The sequence below is a fragment of the Pseudomonas sp. P4795 genome, assembly GCF_048822895.1.
Classification (GTDB): Bacteria; Pseudomonadota; Gammaproteobacteria; order Pseudomonadales; family Pseudomonadaceae; genus Aquipseudomonas.
Genome location: NZ_JBMFBT010000002.1, coordinates 123,357 through 144,300 on the forward strand (window position 1 = coordinate 123,357; position 20,944 = coordinate 144,300).

Consider the following 20,944-nt stretch of genomic DNA (forward strand, 5'->3'; position numbering starts at 1 on the left):
ATGGGCGCAAGTATTCTCACCGCGAAGAACCTTAGCAAAGTGGTTCCCAGCGCGGAAGGTGAACTGACCATCCTGCACGAACTCAGCCTGGAATTGAACAAGGGCGACAGCCTGGCCATCGTTGGCGCGTCCGGTTCCGGCAAATCCACCCTGCTCGGTTTGCTCGCTGGCCTCGATCTGCCGAGCAGCGGCGAAGTCACGCTCGCTGGCCAGGGCCTGAGCGGTCTCGACGAAGATCAGCGCGCACGTATCCGTGCCGAGCACGTCGGTTTCGTCTTTCAATCGTTTCAGTTGCTCGACAGCCTCAATGCGCTGGAAAACGTCATGCTGCCGCTGGAGCTCGACGGCCGCAAAGACGCGCGCCAACGCGCCACCCAGTTGCTCGAGCGTGTCGGCCTCGGCCAACGCCTGACGCACTCGCCGCGCCAGCTCTCCGGCGGTGAACAGCAGCGCGTGGCGATTGCCCGGGCGTTTGCTGCCGAGCCGGACGTGCTGTTCGCCGACGAACCCACCGGCAACCTCGACAGCCACACCGGCGAGCGCATCAGCGACTTGCTGTTCGAATTGAACAAGGAACGCGGCACCACCCTGGTGCTGGTGACCCACGACGAACGCCTGGCACATCGCTGCCGGCGCCTGATCCGTCTTGAAGCCGGCCTGTTGGTCGCCCCTCTGGAGCCTTGATGGCACGTCTGCCGCTGTTGCGTCTGTTCAGTCTCGCCCTGCGCCAACTGATGCGCGATGCCCGCGCCGGCGAATTGCGCGTGTTGTTCTTCGCCCTGTTGGTGGCTGTGGCGGCGAGTACCGCCATCGGTTACTTCGGTGCTCGCCTCAACGGCGCGATGACCTTGCGCGCCACCGAATTTCTCGGTGCCGATCTGGTGCTCGAAGGCAGCTCACCGGCCCGCGAAGAACAGATAAAAAGCGGCACCGAGCTGCGTCTGGATCACGCGCAGATCGTCGAATTCTCCAGCGTGGTCGCCACCGACAACGGCATTCAACTGTCGAGCATCAAAGCAGTGGACCGCGCCTATCCTCTGCGCGGAGAACTGAAGAGCGCCCCGGCGCCATTCGCTGCCGAAGAATCTGGCGGGGAACCGCAACCCGGTGAAGCCTGGGTGGAATCGCGCCTGCTGGTCGCACTGGATCTGAAGATCGGCGACAGCATCGACGTCGGCTCAAAGACGCTGAAACTGACGCGGGTGCTGACTTACGAACCGGATCGCGCAGGCAATTTCTACAGCCTGACCCCGCGGGTGCTGATCAACCTCGACGACCTTGCAGCCACTGGCGTGGTGCAACCCGGCAGCCGGGTGAGCTTCCGTGAACTGTGGCGGGGTGAGCCGCAGGCGCTGGAAACCTATCGTCAATTGATCAAACCGGGCTTGGCGGCGAATCAGCGAATTCAGGATGCCCGTGATGGCAACCAGCAGATTGGCGGCGCATTGGGCAAGGCTGAGCGTTATCTGAATATGGCGAGTCTGGTCGCGGTGCTGTTGGCCGGTGTCGCAGTGGCACTGTCGGCGAACCGGTTCGCCAGCCGTCGCTTCGATGCAAGCGCCCTCTTGCGCTGCCTCGGTTTGTCGCGCCGCGAGACCATGGTCTTGTTCAGTTTGCAACTGACGGTGCTGGGATTGTTCGCCAGTGTGAGCGGCGCTTTACTCGGCTGGCTGGCGCAGCTGGGTTTATTCGCACTGCTGCATGACCTGCTGCCGACTGCGGTGCCTCCTGGAGGTTTGCTGCCCGCGGTAGCCGGGATCGGCACGGGGCTGGTGGCGCTGGCCGGTTTCGCCTTGCCACCGTTAGCGGCGTTGGGTCGCGTGCCACCGTTGCGCGTGCTGCGTCGCGACATGCTGCCGATTCCGTCGAGCACCTGGATGGTTTACGGCGCGGCACTGGGCGCGCTGGGCCTGATCATGTGGCGCTTGAGCCTGGATCTGTTGCTGACTTTCGCCCTGCTCGGCGGTGGCGTGGTTGCCGCTGTGGTTTTGGGCGGCCTGCTGCTGTTGCTGCTCAACAGCCTGCGCCGCCTGCTGGCTCGCGCGCCATTGCCTTGGCGTCTGGGTCTGGGGCAATTGCTGCGCCATCCACTGGCAGCGGCGGGTCAGGCGCTGGCATTCGGGCTGATCCTGCTGTCCATGGCGCTGATCGCTTTATTGCGCGGTGAACTGCTCGACACTTGGCAGAACCAGTTGCCGAAAAACGCGCCGAACTATTTTGCTTTGAACATTCTGCCGGCAGACAAACAGCCGTTCACTGATCATCTGATCAAAGTCTCCGCGCAAGCGGCGCCGCTGTATCCGGTGGTGCCGGGACGCCTGATCAGCATCAATGGCGAACCGGTGCAGCAACTGGTCAGCAAGGACTCGGCCGGTGACCGCGCGATTCAACGTGACCTGAGCCTGACTTGGGCCGCCGATTTGCCGAACGGCAACAAGCTCACCGCCGGTTCCTGGTGGACCGAGCAAGCGCCGGACGCTGTTCCCGGCGTATCGGTCGAAGGCAAGGTCGCCGAAAGCCTCAAGCTCAAACTTGGCGACCACATGGTGTTCACCGTCGGCGGGGTCAATCGCGAAGCCAGGGTCACCAGCCTGAGGGAGATCAACTGGGATAACTTCCAGCCGAACTTCTTCATGATCTTCCAGCCCGGCACATTGAAGGATCTGCCGGCGACCTACCTGACCAGTTTCTATCTGGCACCCGGTCACGATCAGCAGATCGTCGAACTGTCGCGCGCGTTCCCGGCCGTGACCATCCTGCAGGTCGAAGCCTTGCTCGAACAGCTGCGCAGCATCCTCGCCCAGGTCACGCTGGCGGTGGAATATGTGTTGTTGTTTGTTCTGGCGGCGGGCATGGCGGTGCTGTTCTCCGGTTTGCAGGCAACGCTGGATGAACGCATTCGCCAAGGTGCGCTGTTGCGTGCACTGGGTGCCGAGCGCAAGTTGCTGGTCAAGGCGCGACGGATAGAGTTCGGACTGCTGGGCGCGGTCAGCGGATTGCTCGCAGCCATCGGTTCGGAAGTGGTGAGTCTGGTGTTGTACCGCTACGCCTTCGACCTGCCGTGGCATCCACATCCGTGGCTGTTGGTGCTGCCGTTGATCGGTGCGGCGCTGATCGGTGGCGCCGGAGTGTTCGGCACGCGCCGGGCACTGAATGCAAGTCCACTGACAGTGTTGCGCGAGGGTTGATAGACTCCCGCCGTCTCTATCACAAGAAATCGCCATGAGCCGTTATCGCCCTCCCCGCACCGCCGGCACCGCGCTGATCACCCCTGAAGGTGAAGCGCGGATGCGTGCCGAATTCCATGAGCTATGGCATGTGCGCCGCCCGCAAGTGACGCAGTCGGTCAGCGAAGCGGCAGCTCAGGGTGATCGCTCGGAAAACGCCGAGTACACCTACGGCAAAAAGATGCTGCGCGAGATCGACAGTCGCGTGCGCTTTCTGACTAAACGTCTGGAAGCGTTGAAGGTGGTCAGCGAAAAACCCAGCGATCCGAACAAGGTGTATTTCGGCGCATGGGTGACCATCGAAGATGAAGACGGCAAGCAGTCGCGCTACCGCATTGTCGGCCCGGATGAGCTGGATCTGAAACTCGGCTTGATCAGCATCGACTCACCGCTGGCCCGCGCCTTGATCGGCAAGGCGCTCGACGCCGAAGTTCGGGTCGAGACGCCAACTGGCGAGCAGTTCGTCTACATCGTCGCAATCGAATATCCCTGACATTTAGCGCCGGGTAATCAAGCCCTGGCGGGCGACGCGCGTCAGCTGCCTGATCATTTCAGGAGCATCTTCGGTGCTCGGCGACTGAATCACCGCCAGATCAAAACTGTCTGTGGCAAACCGTGCCAGCGACTCGCCGTCTTCGACAAACTGGATCAGGAATGCGGCAGGACCGCCGCTGCGACGTGGCCAGCCATCGAGATAACGCAACAGGGTCGGCTGGTGTTTACCGCCAAGCAGGATTTTCGGATTGCGCTGAGTGGCGTGTGCCGTGATCGGCGCGGGACGTGCTGGAGGGCGTAGTGCATTCATCGTGTCGTGTCTCTGCCTCAAAAGTCTGCATGGCAGGTGAGAGGCAACACCGAACCAGCGCTTTAGCGGTATTTCGAAGCCAGTGTTCCGGCTTCTGACGGCAACTGAAGTGTAGTCACCTGGCGCCCCGCAAGTAGCTGTTTAAATCGGCGCATGAGCGGCATCCTAGAGAACGTGACTGGCCAGTGTCAAGAATCAGCGGCAACAAAAAAGGCCCGCACAATGCGGGCCTTTGGCTTGAGCCAGAGCGGTCAACCGGCGATGGCGCGGTCCACCGACAACTTGCCTGCACCTTCGATCATGACTGCCAGGCTGCCACCGAGCAGCGCCAGCGCGAACTCATAACCGTTGTTGGCCATGAACAGGCCGTTGCTGATGTGCACGGTAAAGATGGCGACCAGCGACAGGAACGTCAGGCCAAGTGCTGCCGGACGAACCAGCAGGCCGATGATCAGCGCCAGACCGGCGAAGAATTCGGTGCCGCCAGCCAGTGTGGCCATCAGGTAGCCAGGGGTCAGGCCGAGGCTTTCCATGTACTGCGCTGTGCCAGCAAGGCCGTAGCCACCAAACAGACCGAAGAGTTTCTGCGCACCGTGAGCGGCGAAGATCACGCCGACGGCAATACGCAGAATGGTCAGGCCGTAACCGGCGCGGGTGAACAGTACCTTGTTGATCAGAGAGCTCATGTTGCGTTTCCTTGTTGTGAGAAGTGCTTGTTGGTTGGCCGCTATATTAATCAGTTAATTTCATGTTAAAAGCGCAAATATTCCGCCATAACAATCGATTTATTAGATCATTTGCGTGAAGCTACTTTTTGCGCACGGGGCTCCAGCGACTCCCGCTCCCGATCAAACGCCAAGTAATACTTGTTCACGCTATTAACATAGCTGACCGGGCCCATTCCCACCTGCTCCATGGCCACGCGCTCGACCTGGAAGAACCACTGATTGGGATTCAAGCCGCGGCGCCGCGCTTCGGCACGCATGCCTTGCACACGCTCGGGGCCGATGTTGTACGCCGCCAGGGTGAAGGCCATGCGTTCGCGCTCGTTGAGCTTGGGGCTGTTGAAGAACTTGCGGCGGATCATCGCCAGATACTTGGCCCCAGCCTGCACATTCGCATCGAGATTCTGGATATTGCTGACGCCGACCCGCTGCGCCGCAGACGGGGTGATCTGCATCAGCCCGGTCGGGCCGCTGCCACTGCGCGCGTTGGGTTGCAGCCTCGACTCCTTGAAGGCCAGCGCCGCCAGGTTGAGCCAGTCCATGTTCTGCGCATCCGCATGTTTTTGCAGCGTCGGACGGAGTTTTTCCAGACGCTGGCGATCAGCCTTGGCCAACGGATAGTGGACTTGATAGAGACGGCGGTAGATGCGCAGGAATGCTGCATCTTCATTGGACGGTTTTTTGTAGCCGGTCAGGAAGCGGTCGATGCTCGCGCGCAGCATCGATGCATCACGGCGCACAAACCAGTATTCCTCGCCCGGTTCGCTGATCATCACTTGCCGGTCGACGCGCAGCTTGGGCAGGATCTTGCCCCAGCGCTCGGCTATCGGTTGCTCGACGATGGTCAGGTGGAAAATCCCGCCCTGGACCATTTCCAGCACGTCCTCGACCGCCAGCGTCGGATCGACCCATTCGATCTTGATCGGCGCGAGTTTATGCAGCGCGAGTTTCTGGTTGATCTGGTTGACCGCCTCCCCCGCCACGCTGCCGGTCGGCAGTGCCACGGTTTTACCGGCGAGTTGTTCAACCTTGGTGTAGCGTCGCTCGCCCTTGATCCCGACCAGCACCAGCGGCACATTTGTGGCAATCGGCTCGCTGCTGGCGACGGCGAGGCCCGGTTGCAGATCAAGCAATTCTCCCGGCGCCACCAGATCCCCCTCGCCACGCCGTAACGCGCCGAGCAGTTGATCCTTGGCTTTGGGAATGATCTTGAGGGTGACTTCCTGGCCGTCGCGGGCATGGCCATTGAGGTATTGCTCGAAGGCGCGCAGGCGATGGTATTCGACGCCGATGGACTGGCCTTGGACTTCGCCGGAGCTGTTGCGGCTCTGGTTGACCAGCACTTTGAGCACGCGACTGCTGCGGATTTCCGCCAGATCGCGGACCTTGGCGGCCGGCACGGCTTGCAGCGGCCCGGGCAGGCGCGCGACCGCCGTCATCGGCAGCAGTAACGAGCCACATAGCAGGAGCAAAACCGAGGGACGAACCATCCACTCTCCGGAAAGAATACGGGGCGCAATCACCGTTGAAAGCGGCAACAACACCGACGAAAACAGAGCGCCTGAGCGCTGGCAAAGTGCGGCAGACTGGCACAGTGATAGCATCGCTGCTACCCCAACCGGTCACGCGGCCTCAACAGACAGCCATAAGTCTTTGTAGTTCTTGGATTTTTTTATAATCCGACAGCTCTGATATGCTTTCCGGCCTTCGGCCCGAGGTAGCACCATGCAACTCATCGATATCGGCGTCAACCTGACCAACCCGAGTTTCGCCGACAAACACCAGGCAGTCCTCGAGCGCGCCTATGCCGCCGGGGTCTGCCAACTGGTGCTGACCGGCACCAGCGTCGAGGGCAGCGAGCAGGCCTTCGAGCTGTGCCAACAATTGGATGAAACTGGCCAGCGACTGTTCGCTACCGCCGGCATTCATCCGCATTCGGCCAGTGACTGGAATGCGGACAGCGCACGCCGTTTGCGCAGCCTGCTGAAGGAATCGAACGTGGTTGCGGTCGGCGAATGCGGGCTGGATTTCAATCGCGACTTCTCGCCGCGTCCGCAGCAGGAAAAAGTTCTCGAAGAACATCTGGCGCTGGCGGTCGAACTGCAATTGCCGGTGTTCTTGCATGAGCGTGATGCCAGCCAGCGTTTGCTGGAAATACTGCGCGACTATCGTGATCAATTGCCCGCCGCCGTGGTGCATTGCTTCACTGGCGAGCAGAAGGCGCTGTTCAGTTATCTGGATATGGATTTGCACATCGGCATCACTGGCTGGATCTGTGACGAGCGGCGCGGTACGCATCTGCATCCACTGGTCAAAGAGATCAAACGCGGACGGCTGATGCTGGAAAGCGATGCGCCGTACTTGCTGCCGCGCACGTTGCGGCCCAAACCGAAGAACGGGCGCAACGAGCCGGCGTATCTGACCGAAGTGCTGCGCGAGGTGGCACTGCATCGCGGTGAAACCGAGGTAGATCTGGCGACGCATACCACCGCGTGTGCCCGGGCATTCTTCGGCCTGCCGAATCTCCCCTGATACGCGCCATTGATGCATATCAAGATTCGAACCTCTGTATAGCGGCACAATGCTGGCACCTTGCCAATGCTGTTTCCGCTATCAGAGAAGACCTTCCATGGGTGCCTGGCTTAGCAATATCTCGCTGAAATACAAATTCTGGGCGGTCAACGCGGTCGCCTTCGTCACCACGCTGCTGCTGGTGTTGTACGCCGTGCAACTCGAACAGCAGGCACGCAGCCATGCTGCGCAAATCTCTGCGCAAGCTCAGGCGCAATTGCTCAAGGCCTGGCCGGCCGATCAAGCGTTGCCCAAAGCCGATCAGGTGCTGACCTTCAAACGGGGCGCAGCACCGCGCCTCAACGATCAACCGTTGCTGGAAATCAGCGACAGCACGGGCTGGATCGAGATCAATCACCTGCCGCTGTTCGGTGACAACCTGCTGATCGGCGCCGAAGTATTCGGCCGTGCCGATGGTCAGCAGGTCGCAGTGATTGCCTACGGCCCGAGCCTGAGCCAGGTGTTCGGCGAGCGCTTCACCAATTACGCGGTCGCGGTGTTGATCCTGATGCTGGCGATGCTCGGCGCTTCGCAACTGCTGATTCGCTTCCTGCTCAGCCAACTCAACACCTTGAAAGACGTGATGCTGCACGTCGAGAAAACCGGCGATCTCGCCGCGCGCGTGCCGTTGGCCTGCACGGATGAAGTCGGACAGATGGCCAATGCCTTCAACGCGATGCAGGCCGGTTATCAGCGGGTGGTCACCACAGTGGCCAACACCGCGCGGCAATTGGATGTCGGCGCTGCGCGACTGGCGGCGAGCATGAACGAGGTACGTCACGGCATGCTTGGCCAGCAGAGCGAAACCGATCAGGCTGCCACCGCGATCAACGAGATGACCGCCACCGTTTACCACATCGCCCAACATGCCGGCGCCACCCGCGACCTGTCGCAGACCGCCGATGGTCTGGCCGGCAGCGGTCAACAAGTGGTGAGTCGCGTGCAGACTTCGATTGCCAGCCTGTCCAGCGGCGTGCAGCAGACGGCCGAGATGATTCAACGGCTGGCCGAGGACAGTCAGAAAATCAACGGCGTAGTCAGCGTGATTCACAGCATTGCCGAGCAGACCAATCTGCTCGCGCTGAATGCCGCCATCGAAGCGGCGCGCGCCGGAGAGATGGGACGCGGTTTTGCAGTGGTCGCCGACGAGGTGCGCAACCTCGCCAAGCGTGTGCAGGCTTCAACCGATGAAATCACCACTATGGTCTCGGCGCTGCAGGCCGGGACGCGCGATGCGGTGGATTTCATGCAGGAGAGTTCGTACAAGGCCGATGACTGCGTGCAGCAGGCGCAGGAGGCTGGCGAGGCATTGGCGGAGATCACCGGAGCGGTGGCGCAGATGCGCGAGAGCAACACGCAGATTGCCGTGGCTGCCGAGCAGCAGAGTCAGGTTGCCGAGGAGATGAATCTCGCGGTGGTGAGCATTCGTGATGTGACCGAGAACACCGTGCAGCAGACGGTTGATTCGGCGACTACCAGTAATGAACTGGCGACGTTGGCCGGGGAGTTGAGCAGGGCTATAGGTCAGTTGAAACTTTGAAGATCAAAAGATCGCAGCCTTCGGCAGCTCCTACAGGGGATGTGTGGTCGATCACACGATTGCTGTGGGAGCTAACCTGCTAGCGATGGCGTCAGCCGCGGCAACATCGAATCCTGCGATGACGCCTATCGCTTCCATAGCCAACCTCGATTCGCCGCCCTTCCCGCCCGGGCCTATTCTTCAATCATAGAGTCGAACCTGGATTGAGGAGCAGCATCATGGGCAAACGTCATCCCAACCTTCCCGCGTGGCAATGGCGCACGGACCTGGGTAATCATCAGCACCCGACCAATCTGGGCCTGCACCTGATCGCCGTGCCACTGTTCATCGTCGCATTTCTGCTGATTGTTTCCGGCGTGTTCAGCGCCAGTCTGGCAAGCATCGCCATCGGCACGATCGGCATCGTTGCCGCACTGGCGCTGCATCGCCACGGCAACCGCGAAGATTCGTACCGGGCGTGAGCGCCAGCGCTGGCAGTGAGTCAGGCGAAAATGGTCACGGTCTGCCGACTCATGGCGATCAGCTCACCCTGCTCGCTCCACAGCTTGGCGGCGACGTGGCCGTAACCGTCGGCCGCGTACTCGATTTCCGCCAGATACTTGCACCAATCCAGCGTGCTCAAATCGCGTAGCGGCTGAACGAATTCGATGGTCCAGGTCAGCGTACTGCCCGGCGCCGGCTTCTTCAGATACGGCAACAATGCCGGAGGCCAGGCATCGACCAGCGCCAGCAGATGCGCTTCGCTGACCGGTTCTTCCTTCACATACCCACGCAAGCGCACCCAGCCGCCCATTTGCCGCGATTTGGTGCCGGTAAACGGCATGCCGCCGACGCTCCAGCGCATCGCCAAGTGACGCATGAATTCCGGGGTCACGCCTTTGATGTAGGGCAGTTCCTGGCACTCATCAAAGTGTTTCATCTCGGGCGCAGGTTGCGCATCCACAGCCACCTCGGACGTGCGCGAGGCGCCGAAGCTGCCTTGCACCATCGTCACCACCTGACCGTTCTGCATGGCTCGACCAAGTACCTGGATGACGGCTTTGCCTTCACGCAGGATTTCGACTTCGAAGCTCACCGGCACTTGCGGTTCGACCGGGCCGACAAAGGTGATCGCCAGCGAGCGTACCGGCCGCTCCGCTGGCACCTTGGCACGCATGGCCTCGTATTGCAGCGCGGCAACCAGCCCGCCGAAACTGGCGCGGCCCTGACCCCATTCAGCCGGGATAGTGACCTCCGGTTTAACGCGGACGACATCGAGCAGATCGCTAAAGCGCATGGAAACCTCGGACACTGGAAAGGGAATGCAGGGATCTTAACCAGCATGGCAGAGCGGCGCAGCGTCTATTCCGGTCAAAGAGACTGACAGATAGGCCGCGCGCCGCATTTGATTTGAAGATTATTTGAAGCAGGTCGAGCTGAGTTTTTCGAGGACCCGGTCTGCCTTGGCTTCGGCCTTGATCATGGTCGCCTGCCAGGTCGCAACGCAGGGTTGCAGATCGCTTTCCAGTTCAGCCTTGGCCAGCCATTGCCAGCAATCGTGCCAGTCGCCTAACCCCGCTTGCGCCGACTTCAACCGCTCCAGCGCCGGCTCAGGCAGACGATCAAGCTCGGGATAGGCCTCGATGCCATAACGCACACGCTTGATCAGCAGTCGCAAACGATGGCGGTCATGGGCCGGATCGTGCAGCGCCACATCGAGATTCTTCCATTGTTTGCTCAGACGTTTTTCGATGCGTTTACCCAGACCATTCAGCAGCCCCTGACGCTGGGACGCGCGCAGAAAACGCGGAAACGCGTCGAGGATCATTAGCAACGCAGCCACTTCACCGCTCGCCGCCAACGCCGGATACGCCTCGGCCATTTGCGTCATGCGCCGACGTGCAGCCTCGGGTTGATCATGCTCCAGCAGATACGCCGCGAGCACTTCGCGGTCGCGCCACGGCGTGGTCAGTTGGCCGACGCTGGAGGCCTCCGTTTCCAGCTGCTCGACACCCGGCAAGCCACGCAATGGCCGCAGCAGACTGCGCAAGCGCCGCACCGTGGTACGCAAATCGTGCAGCGCTTCGGGATCGGTGCGCGCCGTCAGACGTGCCTGACAGGCCAGCAGCCGCACTTCAATGCTCAGCACCTGAGCCACCAACCGGTCAACCAACGCAGACATCACTTGCTCCTCGATCCAATGACTCGGCACGAATATGCGCTGGCGCAAGCCTTCGGCACTTGCGCCATGTCAGCAGCTTAGCGTCCGGCGCGCGATTCGCGAATGTAGAACCGCGCCTTCTCGGCCTTGCTCGCACAACCTTCGAAACCTTCGAATTGCTGCTGAGTCTTGGCCGCCGTCAGCAACGACAGGGCTTTGGAGTAGCTGACGGTGCCGGCGAAACCTTCGGCCTTGGCCAGGTCCAGCTCATGCCACGCGGTATCCAGTTGGCTGCCGCAGCTGTCGCGGTACGCGGTTTTACCGGCGCAACCGGCCAAGGCCAAAGCCATCAACGGCACACAGATCCAGGCTTTCATCACTCACACCTCAAAGATAGGTCAACAGTCGTGCAGGTAAGACGGTCTGGCGCGCAAAAAGTGCCTTGCGCCCCGGTAATCCGCCGCAGCGCAAAGATAGCGTCAGCGGGTCATGAAGTATCGAAAAAACGACGCCGCCCCTGCCCCGAGCGACCTCGGCGATTGAAGCCCCGCCCTCGATGGGTGCATTGTGCAAGCTTGTCGGAGGAAGTTTGATGAAAAAGCGTGTTGCACTGGTTCTGGGTTCAGGTGGCGCCCGGGGCTATGCCCATATCGGCGTCATTGAAGAAATCGAAAGTCGTGGTTACGAAATCGCCTGTATCGCCGGCTGTTCAATGGGCGCCGTCGTGGGCGGAATCTATGCTGCCGGCAAACTTGACGAGTACAAGAACTGGATCGAAAGCCTCGACTACCTCGACGTGCTGCGTCTGGTCGATGTGAGTTTCCGCCTTGGTGCGATTCGTGGCGAAAAAGTCTTCGGGCAGATCCGCAAGATCGTCGGCGAGATCAATATCGAAGAGCTGCGAATCCCCTATACCGCGGTGGCTGCCGACCTGACCAATCAGCAGGAAATCTGGTTTCAGGAAGGCTGCCTGCACCAAGCCATGCGCGCCTCGGCGGCGATTCCCAGCCTGTTCACTCCGGTGATGCAAGGCAATCGAATGCTGGTGGACGGCGGTATTCTCAATCCGTTGCCTATTGTGCCGGTGGTGTCGAGCCATTGCGATTTGATCATTGCGGTGAATCTGAACTCGACCAACCAGCGTCATTACAAATTGCCGGTCATTCAACGTCCGCCGGCGTTTCGAAGCCGCTTCGACAACCTGATCAGTTCGCTGGGTTCGAAGATGCCGTTTCGCCGGACTCAGGCCGAGAAATTGCTGGAGCTGGAACGGGAAGCTCTGCGCGCGCAATCTGCGGAGGTCAATCCGTGGGTCGAAGGCGCGGAGCCGGAAAGTCAGCAACCGGCCGCCGCGCCTGAACGTGAAGGTGCGCCAAAATCCGCAACCGGTTCGTTCATCATCGATAACGTCGGGCCGGCATCGTTGCTGGACTTGATCAACCAGAGTTTCGAGGTGATGCAAACCTCGCTGGCGCAGTACAAGATTGCCGGGTATCCGCCGGACATACTGATCAACGTGCCGAAGCGCGTGTGCCGGTTTTTCGAGTTCTACAAAGCGCCGGAGTTGATCGCGCTGGGTCGAGAGATTGCGCGGGATACGATGGATCGGTATGAGAGTGAGCAGAGTAGAGAGCCCTGAAGTTCTCTATCGCCTGGAAGGGCCTCATCGCTGGCAAGCCAGCTCCCACAGTGATCGGTGTGTTACACAAATTTCATTCACACCCGAGATACCTGTGGGAGCTGGCTTGCCAGCGATGGCGTCAGTCTGGTCAACGCATAACTACAGGCTGTTCTCACTCATCAAGCGATAACCAACCCCCGCCTCGGTCACGATAAACCGCGGCCGGGTCGGGTCGTCGGCGAGTTTCTGCCGCAGATGCCCGACCACGATGCGCAGGTAATGACTGTCTTCGGTGTGCGTCGGCCCCCAGATATCCTTGAGCAGTTGCTGCTGGGTAATCACCCGTCCCGGATGCCGCGCCAGTTGCGCCAACACCGCGTATTCCTTGCGCGTCAGGGCCACTTCGACGCCGTCGAGCAGCACCCGCCGATAAGCCAGATCCACCGTCAACGGACCAAAATTCAGCGCCGCTTGCTGCGCCTCTCCGGCCGGTGCCTGACGTAATAAAGCACGCACTCGGGCGAGAAATTCCTGAATGCCGAACGGCTTGGTCACGTAGTCATTGGCGCCGCCATCCAGTGCCTGGACTTTCTGCCCTTCGCTGGCGCGCACCGACAGCACCAGCACTGGCGCCGTTGCCCATTCGCGAAACTCGCGCAACACTTGCTGGCCGTCCATGTCCGGCAAGCCGAGGTCGAGCACCAGTAAATCCGGTTTGTTCAGCGCAGCTTGCGCCAGGCCTTCGGTGCCGGTGCCGGCTTCGAGCACTTTGTAGCCTTGGGACACGAGGCTGATGCGCAGAAATTTGCGAATCTGCGGTTCGTCATCGATGACCAAAATGGTCGCGGTCTGGCTCATGAATTCACATCAATGCAAAAGATTGGCAAGAGAGTAGCGCAGGCGCGATCAGGCTTCATCGTCCATTCCCGGTTGGGTAGGCAAAGGCAAGTGCAAGGTGATGCAAGTGCCGTGGCCGTCGATGCCGTCATCGACGCTGATTCGCCCGCCGTGCGCGCCGACCATGCCCTGACAAATCGCCAGCCCCAGCCCCGTGCCCTGCCCGCCGCGATCACCGCGCGCGGCGGTGTAGAACATGTCGAAAATCTTCGCGCGTTCATCGGCGGGAATTCCCGGGCCTTCGTCGCTGACCGAGAAAAACACTTCGCTGTCATCGGCCCCGGCGCGCAGTTGCAGACGGCCATTGAGCGGCGAGAAACGTGCGGCGTTTTCCAGCACATTGACCAGCGCCTGCTCGATCAGTGCAGCGTGGACAAACAGCAGCGGCAACTCGGCCGGCACATCGGTGCTGACCTGCAACGACGCCAACACCGCGCGCAGTCGATTCAGTGCGCTGCCAACGATATCTGCCGGCGACACCCAATCGCGCGCCAGTTTCAGCGCTCCGTGGCCTAGTCGGGTCATGTCCAGCAGGTTCTGAATATAGCGGTCGAGCCGTTCGGCTTCGTCGCGGGTGCCTTCGAGGAGTTCGCGGCGATCTTCCAGCGGGATTGCTTCACCCAGTGCGAGCAGGCTGTCGATGCTGCCGCGCATCGAAGTCAACGGCGTGCGCAAATCGTGGGAAACGGAGGCCAGCAAGGCGCTGCGCAATTGTTCGGTTTCGCCGTGCAGACGCGCCGCTTCCAGATCATCCGCCAACTGCGCGCGCGCCAGAGCCTGAGCCAATGGCTGACTTAAAGCGGTGAGCAACCGCCGACGCTGGCCGCTCAAAGTCTGGCCTTCTTTGGCGCACACGCCGAGCAGCGCCAGCGGCCCGTCCTCGACCGACAGCGGCCACCACCACCAACGACCAAACGGCAGCGTGCCGGTGCCCATGCCCGCCGGTTGATCGTGTTGCCAGGCCCAGTCGGCGGCGGCGCGTTCCGACTCGCTGAATTGCAGCGGCCCGCCGGTCTCGACTTTCCAGCCGCCCTGCCCGTCGCGATTGAGCAGGCACAGCTGCAGATCGCTCCAGCCGTTGAGGTGCTGCGCGGCGGCGCTGACCACAGCCTGGCGGTCAGTGGCAGCGGTGAGTTTGCGCGACAGATCAAGCAGCTCGGTGGTTTCTTCCTGGGTGTCGCGCAACGCCTGCAACTGCCGACGCTGACGCGCCGCGAGGTTGCCGGTGAGCGCCGCCATCAGCAGGAAAAACAGCAAGGTCAGCACGTCTTCTTCGCGCTGAATGCTGAAGGAGAAATTCGGCGGAATGAACAGAAAATCGTAGGTCAGAAACGACAACGCGGCACACGCCAGCGCCGGCCCCAGACTGCTGCGCACCGCCACCAGCAGCACGGCGGCGAGGAACACCAGCGAGATGTTCGGCAGCGGCAAAACACTCGACACCGCCCACGCCAGCGCAGTGGCCAACACTGTTGCCAGCAGCGCCAGCGCATAGTCGAACCACACCAGCGTCGGCGCGGATCGTGTGCGCGGTTGATGTTGCTCGTGATCACTGTCGAGGACGTTGATTTCCAAGCCATGGGCCTGGCGCAACAGCCGCGCAGCCAAGCCGCCGCCAAACATTCTGCGGCGCAGACTCGGACGCGATTGGCCGACCAGTACCAGACTCGCGCGGCGTTCGGCGGCATGCTGGATCAGGGTTTTTGCCACCTCACCGGCGCGCAGTAAAACCACTTCACCGCCGAGGCGTTCGGCCAGTTGTTGAGCGCTCTGCAAGCGCAAGCGCGATTGCTCGTCGCGTACGGTTCCGTTGTCGACGTGCACCAGACTCCACGGCAGATGTCGACGCTGAGCGACGCGACTGGCATGCCGCACCAGACGTTCGGCATGCGCATCGCCATCGACTCCCACCAGCAAGCGCCCGCGCACCGCTGGCGCCGCTTGACCGAGTTGGCGATAACCTTGCGCCAGATCGTTATCGACTTGCGCGGCGGCGGTCTGCATCGCCAGTTCACGCAATGCGGTGAGGTTGGTCTGAGTAAAAAATGCATCGATCGCCGCGCGCGCCTGCTCCGGCACATAGACCTTGCCTTCGCGCAGACGCTCGAGCAATTCGCGCGGCGGCAAGTCGATCAGCAGCAGCTCGAAGGCTTCCTGCAACACCCAGTCAGGCAGGGTTTCGCGTACCTGCACGCCAGTGATGCCGCGCACTTGATCGTTGAGACTTTCCAGATGTTGAACGTTGACCGTGGTGAACACGTCGATGCCGGCGGACAACAGTTCCTGAATGTCTTGCCAGCGTTTGGCGTGACGACTGCCGGGGGCGTTGCTGTGGGCCAGCTCATCGACCAGCACAAGCTTGGGTTTGGCCGCGAGCAGTCCGTCGAGATCCATTTCTTCGAGGGTCACGCCACGGTATTCCGAGCGCACCAGCGGTTGCTGCGGCAGACCGCCGAGCAGCGCTTCGGTCTCGGCGCGGCCATGGGTTTCGACCACTCCGGCGATGACTTTCACGCCTTGGCGCAACTGGCTGTGGGCCGCTTGCAGCATGGCGTAGGTCTTGCCCACGCCCGGCGCAGCGCCGAGGAATACCTTGAGCCGGCCACGACCGTCGCGGGGCAGGTCTGCTAACAGCGCATCGGCGCGGCCGGAGTCACTCATCTGAGGTTGCCTTGTCTGTCTTGAAATTGGGTGTATTCGCTAAAAGCTCGCAGCCTGCGGCAGCTCCTACAGGATGTTCGTCGATCCATTGTAGGAGCTGACGAAGGCTGCGATCTTTTGATCTACAGCTTTTCTAGCGCCATGTTCAACGCCAGCACATTGACCACCGGTGGTCCCACCAGCGGCTGTTCGATATGCGCATCCAGCAACTGCTGCAAGGTCGACACCGGCATATTGCGCGCCGCCGCAACACGCGCCAGTTGATAGGCAATCGCTGCCGGTGGCAAGTGCGGATCGAGGCCGCTGCCGGAGGTGGTCAACAGTGCCAGCGGCACCGGGCCTTGACCGGGAACCTGCAACTTGTTGGCGTCATCGATCACCCGCGTGGCCAGTGCCGGGTTGCTCGGTGCCAGGTTGCTCGCGCTGCTGGAGACCGTAGCAAAGGCACCGGCCGAAGGACGTGGGTGGAACCACGCATCGCCGACAAAATCCTGCGCTATCAGAGCCGAGCCGCGCACCTTGCCGGCAGCATCGTGGACGAGGCTGCCGTTGGCCTGCTCGGGGAACGCGACCTGCGCGACACCGGTGACCACCAGCGGATAGGCAACGCCGGTAACCAGGGTCATCAGCACCAGCAGGCTCAGGGCCGGACGTATCATTGTGGACATTTTTTGAATCCTCGAATTCGTTAGTGGGTGGGGTGTCAGGGAGATCATTTCCCCCTCACCCCAGCCCTCTCCCCCAAGGGGGCGAGGGGGAAAGGGAGCCGATCTGCATGCTTTTCAAAATCCGCATTCGGCTTGAGGAAATCGTGTTTTTTTGCAAGGCCTGAGATCAGCTCGATCTCTCAGGTCGATGTAGCTCTTCCATACACCCCGGTCAGTCCCCTCTCCCTCCGGGCGGTCCGACGTTTCGGGAGGGCTAGGGTGAGGGGAAAAGATCTCAAGTCTTACCCAGACCTCGCGAACGCCACATCACCTAAACCAGATGCAACGCCGTCAACAGCATGTCGATCGCCTTGATCCCCACAAACGGCACCAGCAACCCGCCCAACCCATAGATCAACAGATTGCGCCGCAACAACGCCGCCGCACTCGCCGCCTGCACTCGAACACCGCGCAGCGCCAGAGGAATCAGCACCACGATGATCAGCGCGTTAAACACGATGGCCGAGAGAATCGCGCTCTGCGGGCTGCTCAAATGCATGATGTTCAACACGCCGAGCTGCGGATAAATCGCGGCAAACAGCGCTGGCAGAATCGCAAAGTATTTGGCGACGTCGTTGGCGATGGAAAAGGTCGTCAGCGCGCCACGGGTGACCAGCAATTCCTTGCCGATCTGCACCACGTCCAGCAGCTTGGTCGGGTCGCTGTCGAGGTCGACCATGTTCGCCGCTTCGCGCGCCGCCTGGGTGCCGTCGTTCATCGCCATGCCGACGTCAGCCTGAGCCAGCGCAGGGGCGTCGTTGGCGCCGTCGCCGCACATCGCGACCAGACGTCCGTCGTTCTGCTCGAGACGAATCCGTGCGAGTTTTTTCTCTGGTGTAGCTTCGGCAAGTACGTCATCGACGCCGGCTTCAGCGGCAATTGCGGCGGCGGTCAGCGGGTTGTCGCCGGTGACCATTACCGTGCGAATTCCCAGCTTGCGCAGCTCGGCAAAGCGCTCGCGAATGCCCGGTTTGACTACGTCTTTCAGATGAATCGCACCGAGCAGTTTGCCGTCGGCGCACACCAGCAGCGGAGTGCCGCCGCTCTGCGCGATCTTGTCGATTTCCCGCGACAGTGGCGCAGCAAGATCGGCACGGGCCTGACCGATAAATGCCAGCAGCGAATCCACCGCGCCTTTGCGATACACGCGGCCCTGATAGTCGACACCGGACAGCCGGGTTTCGGCGCTGAACGGCACGGCGGTCAGGGTTTCCGGCGACGGTTCCGGTTGCGGATGCAGGCCACGCAGAAACTCGACGATGGATTTGCCTTCAGCGGTTTCATCCGCCAGCGAGGCAAACAGCGCGCCTTCGGCCAGATCACGACCGCTCACACCCGGTGCGGCATACACCGCGCTGCAACGACGGTTACCGAAGGTGATGGTGCCAGTCTTGTCCAGCAGCAGTACGTGCACATCACCCGCGGCCTCGACTGCACGGCCGGATTTGGCGATCACGTTCAGGCGCACCAGACGATCCATCCCGGCGATACCGATGGCCGACAGCAGACCGCCAATGGTGGTCGGAATCAGGGTAACCAGCAGCGCCACCAGAAACACCAGCGGCAGGCTGCCGTTGGCGAAATGCGCGAACGGTTGCAGGGTCACGACCACCAGCAGGAAGATCAACGTCAGGCCGATCAGCAGGATATCCAGCGCGACTTCGTTCGGGGTTTTCTGGCGTTTGGCGCCTTCGACCAGCGCGATCATGCGGTCGAGCGTCGACTCACCGGGGTTGGCAGTGATCTGCACCAGCAACCAGTCGGACACCAGTCGCGTGTTGCCGGTCACGGCCGAGCGGTCACCGCCGGACTCGCGAATCACTGGCGCTGATTCGCCGGTAATCGCCGCCTCGTTGACCGCAGCGATGCCTTCGATGACTTCGCCATCACCCGGGATCATCTCCCCGGCTTCGACGCGCACCACATCGCCTTTGCGCAGACTTGTCGCCGGCACTACCTGAAAGCTGCCATTGGCCAATTTACGACGGGCGCTGAGGCCTTCGCTGCCAGCCTTGAGGCTGTCGGCGCGGGCCTTGCCACGACCTTCGGCCAAGGCTTCGGCGAAGTTGGCGAACAGCACGGTGAACCACAACCACAGGGCGATTTGCGCGGCGACAAACGTCGGCACGGTTTCGTCGGGAATGAAGCACAGCACGGTGGTCAGAATCGCCGTCAGTTCGACGACCAGCATCACTGGTGAACGCTTCAGCTGGCGTGGATCGAGTTTGACGAAAGCTTGCACCAGCGCCGGGCGCCACAGTGCGCTGATCGCGGTTTTAGGGGCTTCAGCCGACTTGGCAGGCGCCACTGGTTTTGAAGCAGGAACATGCATATTCATGATGGATTCCTTAGAAGCCCATGCTCAGGTGTTCAGCGATTGGCCCAAGAGCCAGGGTCGGCAAGAACGTCAGGCCGCCCACCAGCAAAATGGTCACGGTCAACAGGGTCACAAACAGCGCACCGTGAGTCGGGAAGCTGTTCTGGCCAATCGGCGCGGTTTTCTTCATCGCCAGGCTGCCGGCCAGAGCCAGTACCGGGAGGATGTAACCGAAGCGACCGATCAACATGCCCAAGCCCAACATCAGGTTGTGGAACGGCGTGTTGGCACCCAGGCCACCGAACGCCGAGCCGTTGTTGGCGCTGGCCGAGGTGTAGGCGTAGAGCAACTGGCTGAAACCGTGCGGGCCGGGGTTGCTGATGGTCGCCGCCGGGCCAGGCAGACTGGCGGCAATCGCGCCGAGCACCAGCACACCGACCGGCATCACCAGCAAGGTCACCACCAGCAGTTGCACTTCACGCGCCTGGAGTTTCTTGCCGAGGTATTCCGGGGTACGGCCGATCATCAAACCGGCGAGGAACACCGCGATCAACACGTTGAGCAACATGCCGTACAGACCCGCGCCGACGCCGCCGAAGATCACTTCGCCGACCATCATGTTGACCAGCGCGACCATGCCGCTCAGCGGGTTGAGGCTGTCGTGCATGCCGTTGACCGAACCGTTCGACGCCGCCGTGGTGGTCACCGACCACAGCACGGTGGCGGTGGTACCGAAGCGTGCTTCTTTACCTTCCAGCGGCGCAGTCTGTTCGACGGCGACGTTGTTCAGTGTCGGGTTTGGCTGAGATTCGGCCCACAGCGAAGTCGCGCCGCCGATGATGAACAGCGCGAGCATGCAAGCGAGGATCGCGCGGCTCTGACGCAGGTCTTTGACGTAGTGACCGAAAGTGAACACCAGCGCCACCGGGATCAGGATGATCGAGCCCACTTCAAACAGGTTGCTCCACGCCGTCGGGTTCTCGAACGGATGCGCCGAGTTGACGCCGAAGAAACCACCACCGTTGGTGCCCAGTTGCTTGATCGCAATCTGACTCGCGGCCGGGCCGAGCGGGATCACCTGATCGACGCCCTGCAGGGTCACTGCGTTCACATATTGCGCGAAGGTCTGCGGCACGCCCTGCCACACCAGATACAGCGCTAGCAGCAGACACAGCGGCAGCAATCCATAGAGCGTGGCGCGGGTCATGTCGACCCAGAAATTGCCCAGAGTTTTGGTCGATTTGCGACCGATGCCACGGCACAGCGCGACCAGCACAGCGAGGCCGGTGGCGGCACTGACGAAGTTCTGCACGGTCAGGCCGACCATCTGGCTCAGGTAGCTGAGCGTCGCTTCACCGCTGTAGGACTGCCAGTTGGTGTTGGTCATGAAACTGACGGCGGTGTTGAACGCCTGCGTCCATTCCTGACCCGGAAGGTTTTGCGGGTTCAGCGGCAGGTGATCCTGGAACAGCAAAATAGTGAACAACAGCAGGAAACCCGCCAAGTTAAACGCCAGCAGCGCCAGCGTGTATTTCTGCCAGCTCTGTTCATCCTGCGGATTGACCCCGGCGACGCGATAGCAACCACGCTCGACCGGCCCGAGGATTGGCGACAGCCACGTGCGCTGACCTTCCATCACCTTGTAGTAAAAGCGCCCGAGGAACGGCGCCGGCAGCAAAACCAGCGCGAAGAACGCGATGATCAGCCAATAGTCATAACTGTGCATAGCCGCT

Annotated in this window: 17 protein-coding genes and 1 pseudogene; 7 read left to right on the forward strand and 11 right to left on the reverse strand. The window is 61.3% G+C overall.

What is annotated here, in order from left to right:
* From ACOI8A_RS04845 to greB, 3 genes are read left to right on the forward strand one after another with little or no spacing between them, the layout of a single operon-like run.
* Positions 1-684 (forward strand): ABC transporter ATP-binding protein, encoded by a 684-nt coding sequence (locus tag ACOI8A_RS04845; RefSeq protein ID WP_420646638.1) that lies wholly within the window; start codon positions 1-3, stop codon positions 682-684.
* The gene (locus ACOI8A_RS04850) at positions 684-3,188 is read left to right on the forward strand and encodes an ABC transporter permease (RefSeq protein ID WP_420651180.1); all 2,505 of its coding nucleotides are present in this window, start codon (positions 684-686) and stop codon (positions 3,186-3,188) included. Before ACOI8A_RS04845 ends, ACOI8A_RS04850 begins: the two co-directional genes overlap by 1 nt.
* A 34-nt stretch (positions 3,189-3,222) precedes the next feature.
* Positions 3,223-3,720, forward strand: coding sequence for a transcription elongation factor GreB (gene greB, locus ACOI8A_RS04855; protein ID WP_420646636.1), 498 nt, complete (start codon positions 3,223-3,225; stop codon positions 3,718-3,720).
* A gap of 3 nt (positions 3,721-3,723) precedes the next feature.
* Here greB and ACOI8A_RS04860 read toward each other — a convergent pair whose 3' ends face one another.
* The 3 genes from ACOI8A_RS04860 to ACOI8A_RS04870 all read right to left on the reverse strand — a co-directional run bounded on the left by ACOI8A_RS04860 (position 3,724) and on the right by ACOI8A_RS04870 (position 6,247).
* Positions 3,724-4,032 carry a class I SAM-dependent methyltransferase gene (locus ACOI8A_RS04860; RefSeq protein ID WP_420646635.1) on the reverse strand — a complete coding sequence of 103 codons (309 nt, stop codon included), beginning with the start codon at positions 4,030-4,032 and terminating at the stop codon, positions 3,724-3,726.
* Positions 4,033-4,283: 251 nt separating this feature from the next.
* Positions 4,284-4,718 carry a DoxX family protein gene (locus tag ACOI8A_RS04865; RefSeq protein WP_420646634.1) on the reverse strand — a complete coding sequence of 145 codons (435 nt, stop codon included), beginning with the start codon at positions 4,716-4,718 and terminating at the stop codon, positions 4,284-4,286.
* 107 nt (positions 4,719-4,825) lie between these two features.
* The gene (locus ACOI8A_RS04870) at positions 4,826-6,247 is read right to left on the reverse strand and encodes a transglycosylase SLT domain-containing protein (RefSeq protein ID WP_420646633.1); all 1,422 of its coding nucleotides are present in this window, start codon (positions 6,245-6,247) and stop codon (positions 4,826-4,828) included.
* A gap of 235 nt (positions 6,248-6,482) precedes the next feature.
* Here ACOI8A_RS04870 and ACOI8A_RS04875 point away from each other — a divergent pair, with 235 nt between their 5' ends.
* The 3 genes and pseudogenes from ACOI8A_RS04875 to ACOI8A_RS04885 all read left to right on the forward strand — a co-directional run.
* Positions 6,483-7,289 carry a TatD family hydrolase gene (locus ACOI8A_RS04875; protein ID WP_420646632.1) on the forward strand — a complete coding sequence of 269 codons (807 nt, stop codon included), beginning with the start codon at positions 6,483-6,485 and terminating at the stop codon, positions 7,287-7,289.
* Between the two features lie 97 nt (positions 7,290-7,386).
* Positions 7,387-8,868 (forward strand): methyl-accepting chemotaxis protein, encoded by a 1,482-nt coding sequence (locus ACOI8A_RS04880; protein ID WP_420651181.1) that lies wholly within the window; start codon positions 7,387-7,389, stop codon positions 8,866-8,868.
* Between the two features lie 218 nt (positions 8,869-9,086).
* Positions 9,087-9,305: pseudogene (locus tag ACOI8A_RS04885) on the forward strand (terminase); the annotation flags it as partial.
* A 44-nt stretch (positions 9,306-9,349) separates the two neighbouring features.
* Here ACOI8A_RS04885 and ACOI8A_RS04890 read toward each other — a convergent pair.
* The 3 genes from ACOI8A_RS04890 to ACOI8A_RS04900 all read right to left on the reverse strand — a co-directional run bounded on the left by ACOI8A_RS04890 (position 9,350) and on the right by ACOI8A_RS04900 (position 11,385).
* A complete protein-coding gene (locus ACOI8A_RS04890; protein ID WP_420646630.1) occupies positions 9,350-10,144 on the reverse strand; it encodes an acyl-CoA thioesterase in 795 nt (264 codons plus the stop codon).
* A 120-nt stretch (positions 10,145-10,264) separates the two neighbouring features.
* Positions 10,265-11,029, reverse strand: coding sequence for a CHAD domain-containing protein (locus ACOI8A_RS04895; protein ID WP_420646629.1), 765 nt, complete (start codon positions 11,027-11,029; stop codon positions 10,265-10,267).
* Positions 11,030-11,106: 77 nt separating this feature from the next.
* Positions 11,107-11,385, reverse strand: coding sequence for a hypothetical protein (locus tag ACOI8A_RS04900; RefSeq protein ID WP_401269573.1), 279 nt, complete (start codon positions 11,383-11,385; stop codon positions 11,107-11,109).
* Between the two features lie 215 nt (positions 11,386-11,600).
* On the opposite strand from ACOI8A_RS04900, the gene ACOI8A_RS04905 reads away from it, so the two are divergent.
* Positions 11,601-12,647 carry a patatin-like phospholipase family protein gene (locus ACOI8A_RS04905; RefSeq protein WP_420646628.1) on the forward strand — a complete coding sequence of 349 codons (1,047 nt, stop codon included), beginning with the start codon at positions 11,601-11,603 and terminating at the stop codon, positions 12,645-12,647.
* Between the two features lie 141 nt (positions 12,648-12,788).
* Here the strand turns inward: ACOI8A_RS04905 and ACOI8A_RS04910 are convergent, their stop codons facing one another.
* The 5 genes from ACOI8A_RS04910 to kdpA all read right to left on the reverse strand — a co-directional run bounded on the left by ACOI8A_RS04910 (position 12,789) and on the right by kdpA (position 20,937).
* Positions 12,789-13,487, reverse strand: coding sequence for a response regulator (locus tag ACOI8A_RS04910; RefSeq protein ID WP_420646627.1), 699 nt, complete (start codon positions 13,485-13,487; stop codon positions 12,789-12,791).
* Positions 13,488-13,535: 48 nt separating this feature from the next.
* Complete coding sequence (locus tag ACOI8A_RS04915; RefSeq protein WP_420651183.1) at positions 13,536-16,187, reverse strand: DUF4118 domain-containing protein; 2,652 nt, start codon at positions 16,185-16,187, stop codon at positions 13,536-13,538.
* A 122-nt stretch (positions 16,188-16,309) separates the two neighbouring features.
* Positions 16,310-16,855 (reverse strand): potassium-transporting ATPase subunit KdpC, encoded by a 546-nt coding sequence (kdpC, locus tag ACOI8A_RS04920; protein ID WP_420646625.1) that lies wholly within the window; start codon positions 16,853-16,855, stop codon positions 16,310-16,312.
* A gap of 310 nt (positions 16,856-17,165) precedes the next feature.
* On the reverse strand, positions 17,166-19,232 hold the full coding sequence (gene kdpB, locus ACOI8A_RS04925; protein ID WP_420646624.1) for a potassium-transporting ATPase subunit KdpB: 2,067 nt from the start codon (positions 19,230-19,232) through the stop codon (positions 17,166-17,168).
* 10 nt (positions 19,233-19,242) lie between these two features.
* Positions 19,243-20,937 carry a potassium-transporting ATPase subunit KdpA gene (gene kdpA / locus ACOI8A_RS04930; protein ID WP_420651184.1) on the reverse strand — a complete coding sequence of 565 codons (1,695 nt, stop codon included), beginning with the start codon at positions 20,935-20,937 and terminating at the stop codon, positions 19,243-19,245.
* Between the last annotated feature and the right edge of the window lie 7 nt (positions 20,938-20,944).

Bases quoted from the DNA above. Each gene is read 5' to 3' on its own strand.
- ACOI8A_RS04890 (WP_420646630.1), bottom strand. From the start codon at position 10,144: ATGCGCTTTAGCGATCTGCTCGATGTCGTCCGCGTTAAACCGGAGGTC.
- ACOI8A_RS04905 (WP_420646628.1), top strand. From the start codon at position 11,601: ATGAAAAAGCGTGTTGCACTGGTTCTGGGTTCAGGTGGCGCCCGGGGC.
- ACOI8A_RS04895 (WP_420646629.1), bottom strand. From the start codon at position 11,029: ATGTCTGCGTTGGTTGACCGGTTGGTGGCTCAGGTGCTGAGCATTGAA.
- ACOI8A_RS04850 (WP_420651180.1), top strand. From the start codon at position 684: ATGGCACGTCTGCCGCTGTTGCGTCTGTTCAGTCTCGCCCTGCGCCAA.
- kdpA (WP_420651184.1), bottom strand. From the start codon at position 20,937: ATGCACAGTTATGACTATTGGCTGATCATCGCGTTCTTCGCGCTGGTT.
- ACOI8A_RS04870 (WP_420646633.1), bottom strand. From the start codon at position 6,247: ATGGTTCGTCCCTCGGTTTTGCTCCTGCTATGTGGCTCGTTACTGCTG.
- ACOI8A_RS04860 (WP_420646635.1), bottom strand. From the start codon at position 4,032: ATGAATGCACTACGCCCTCCAGCACGTCCCGCGCCGATCACGGCACAC.
- ACOI8A_RS04915 (WP_420651183.1), bottom strand. From the start codon at position 16,187: ATGAGTGACTCCGGCCGCGCCGATGCGCTGTTAGCAGACCTGCCCCGC.
- kdpC (WP_420646625.1), bottom strand. From the start codon at position 16,855: ATGTCCACAATGATACGTCCGGCCCTGAGCCTGCTGGTGCTGATGACC.
- ACOI8A_RS04880 (WP_420651181.1), top strand. From the start codon at position 7,387: ATGGGTGCCTGGCTTAGCAATATCTCGCTGAAATACAAATTCTGGGCG.
- ACOI8A_RS04875 (WP_420646632.1), top strand. From the start codon at position 6,483: ATGCAACTCATCGATATCGGCGTCAACCTGACCAACCCGAGTTTCGCC.
- greB (WP_420646636.1), top strand. From the start codon at position 3,223: ATGAGCCGTTATCGCCCTCCCCGCACCGCCGGCACCGCGCTGATCACC.
- ACOI8A_RS04845 (WP_420646638.1), top strand. From the start codon at position 1: ATGGGCGCAAGTATTCTCACCGCGAAGAACCTTAGCAAAGTGGTTCCC.
- kdpB (WP_420646624.1), bottom strand. From the start codon at position 19,232: ATGAATATGCATGTTCCTGCTTCAAAACCAGTGGCGCCTGCCAAGTCG.
- ACOI8A_RS04900 (WP_401269573.1), bottom strand. From the start codon at position 11,385: ATGAAAGCCTGGATCTGTGTGCCGTTGATGGCTTTGGCCTTGGCCGGT.
- ACOI8A_RS04865 (WP_420646634.1), bottom strand. From the start codon at position 4,718: ATGAGCTCTCTGATCAACAAGGTACTGTTCACCCGCGCCGGTTACGGC.
- ACOI8A_RS04910 (WP_420646627.1), bottom strand. From the start codon at position 13,487: ATGAGCCAGACCGCGACCATTTTGGTCATCGATGACGAACCGCAGATT.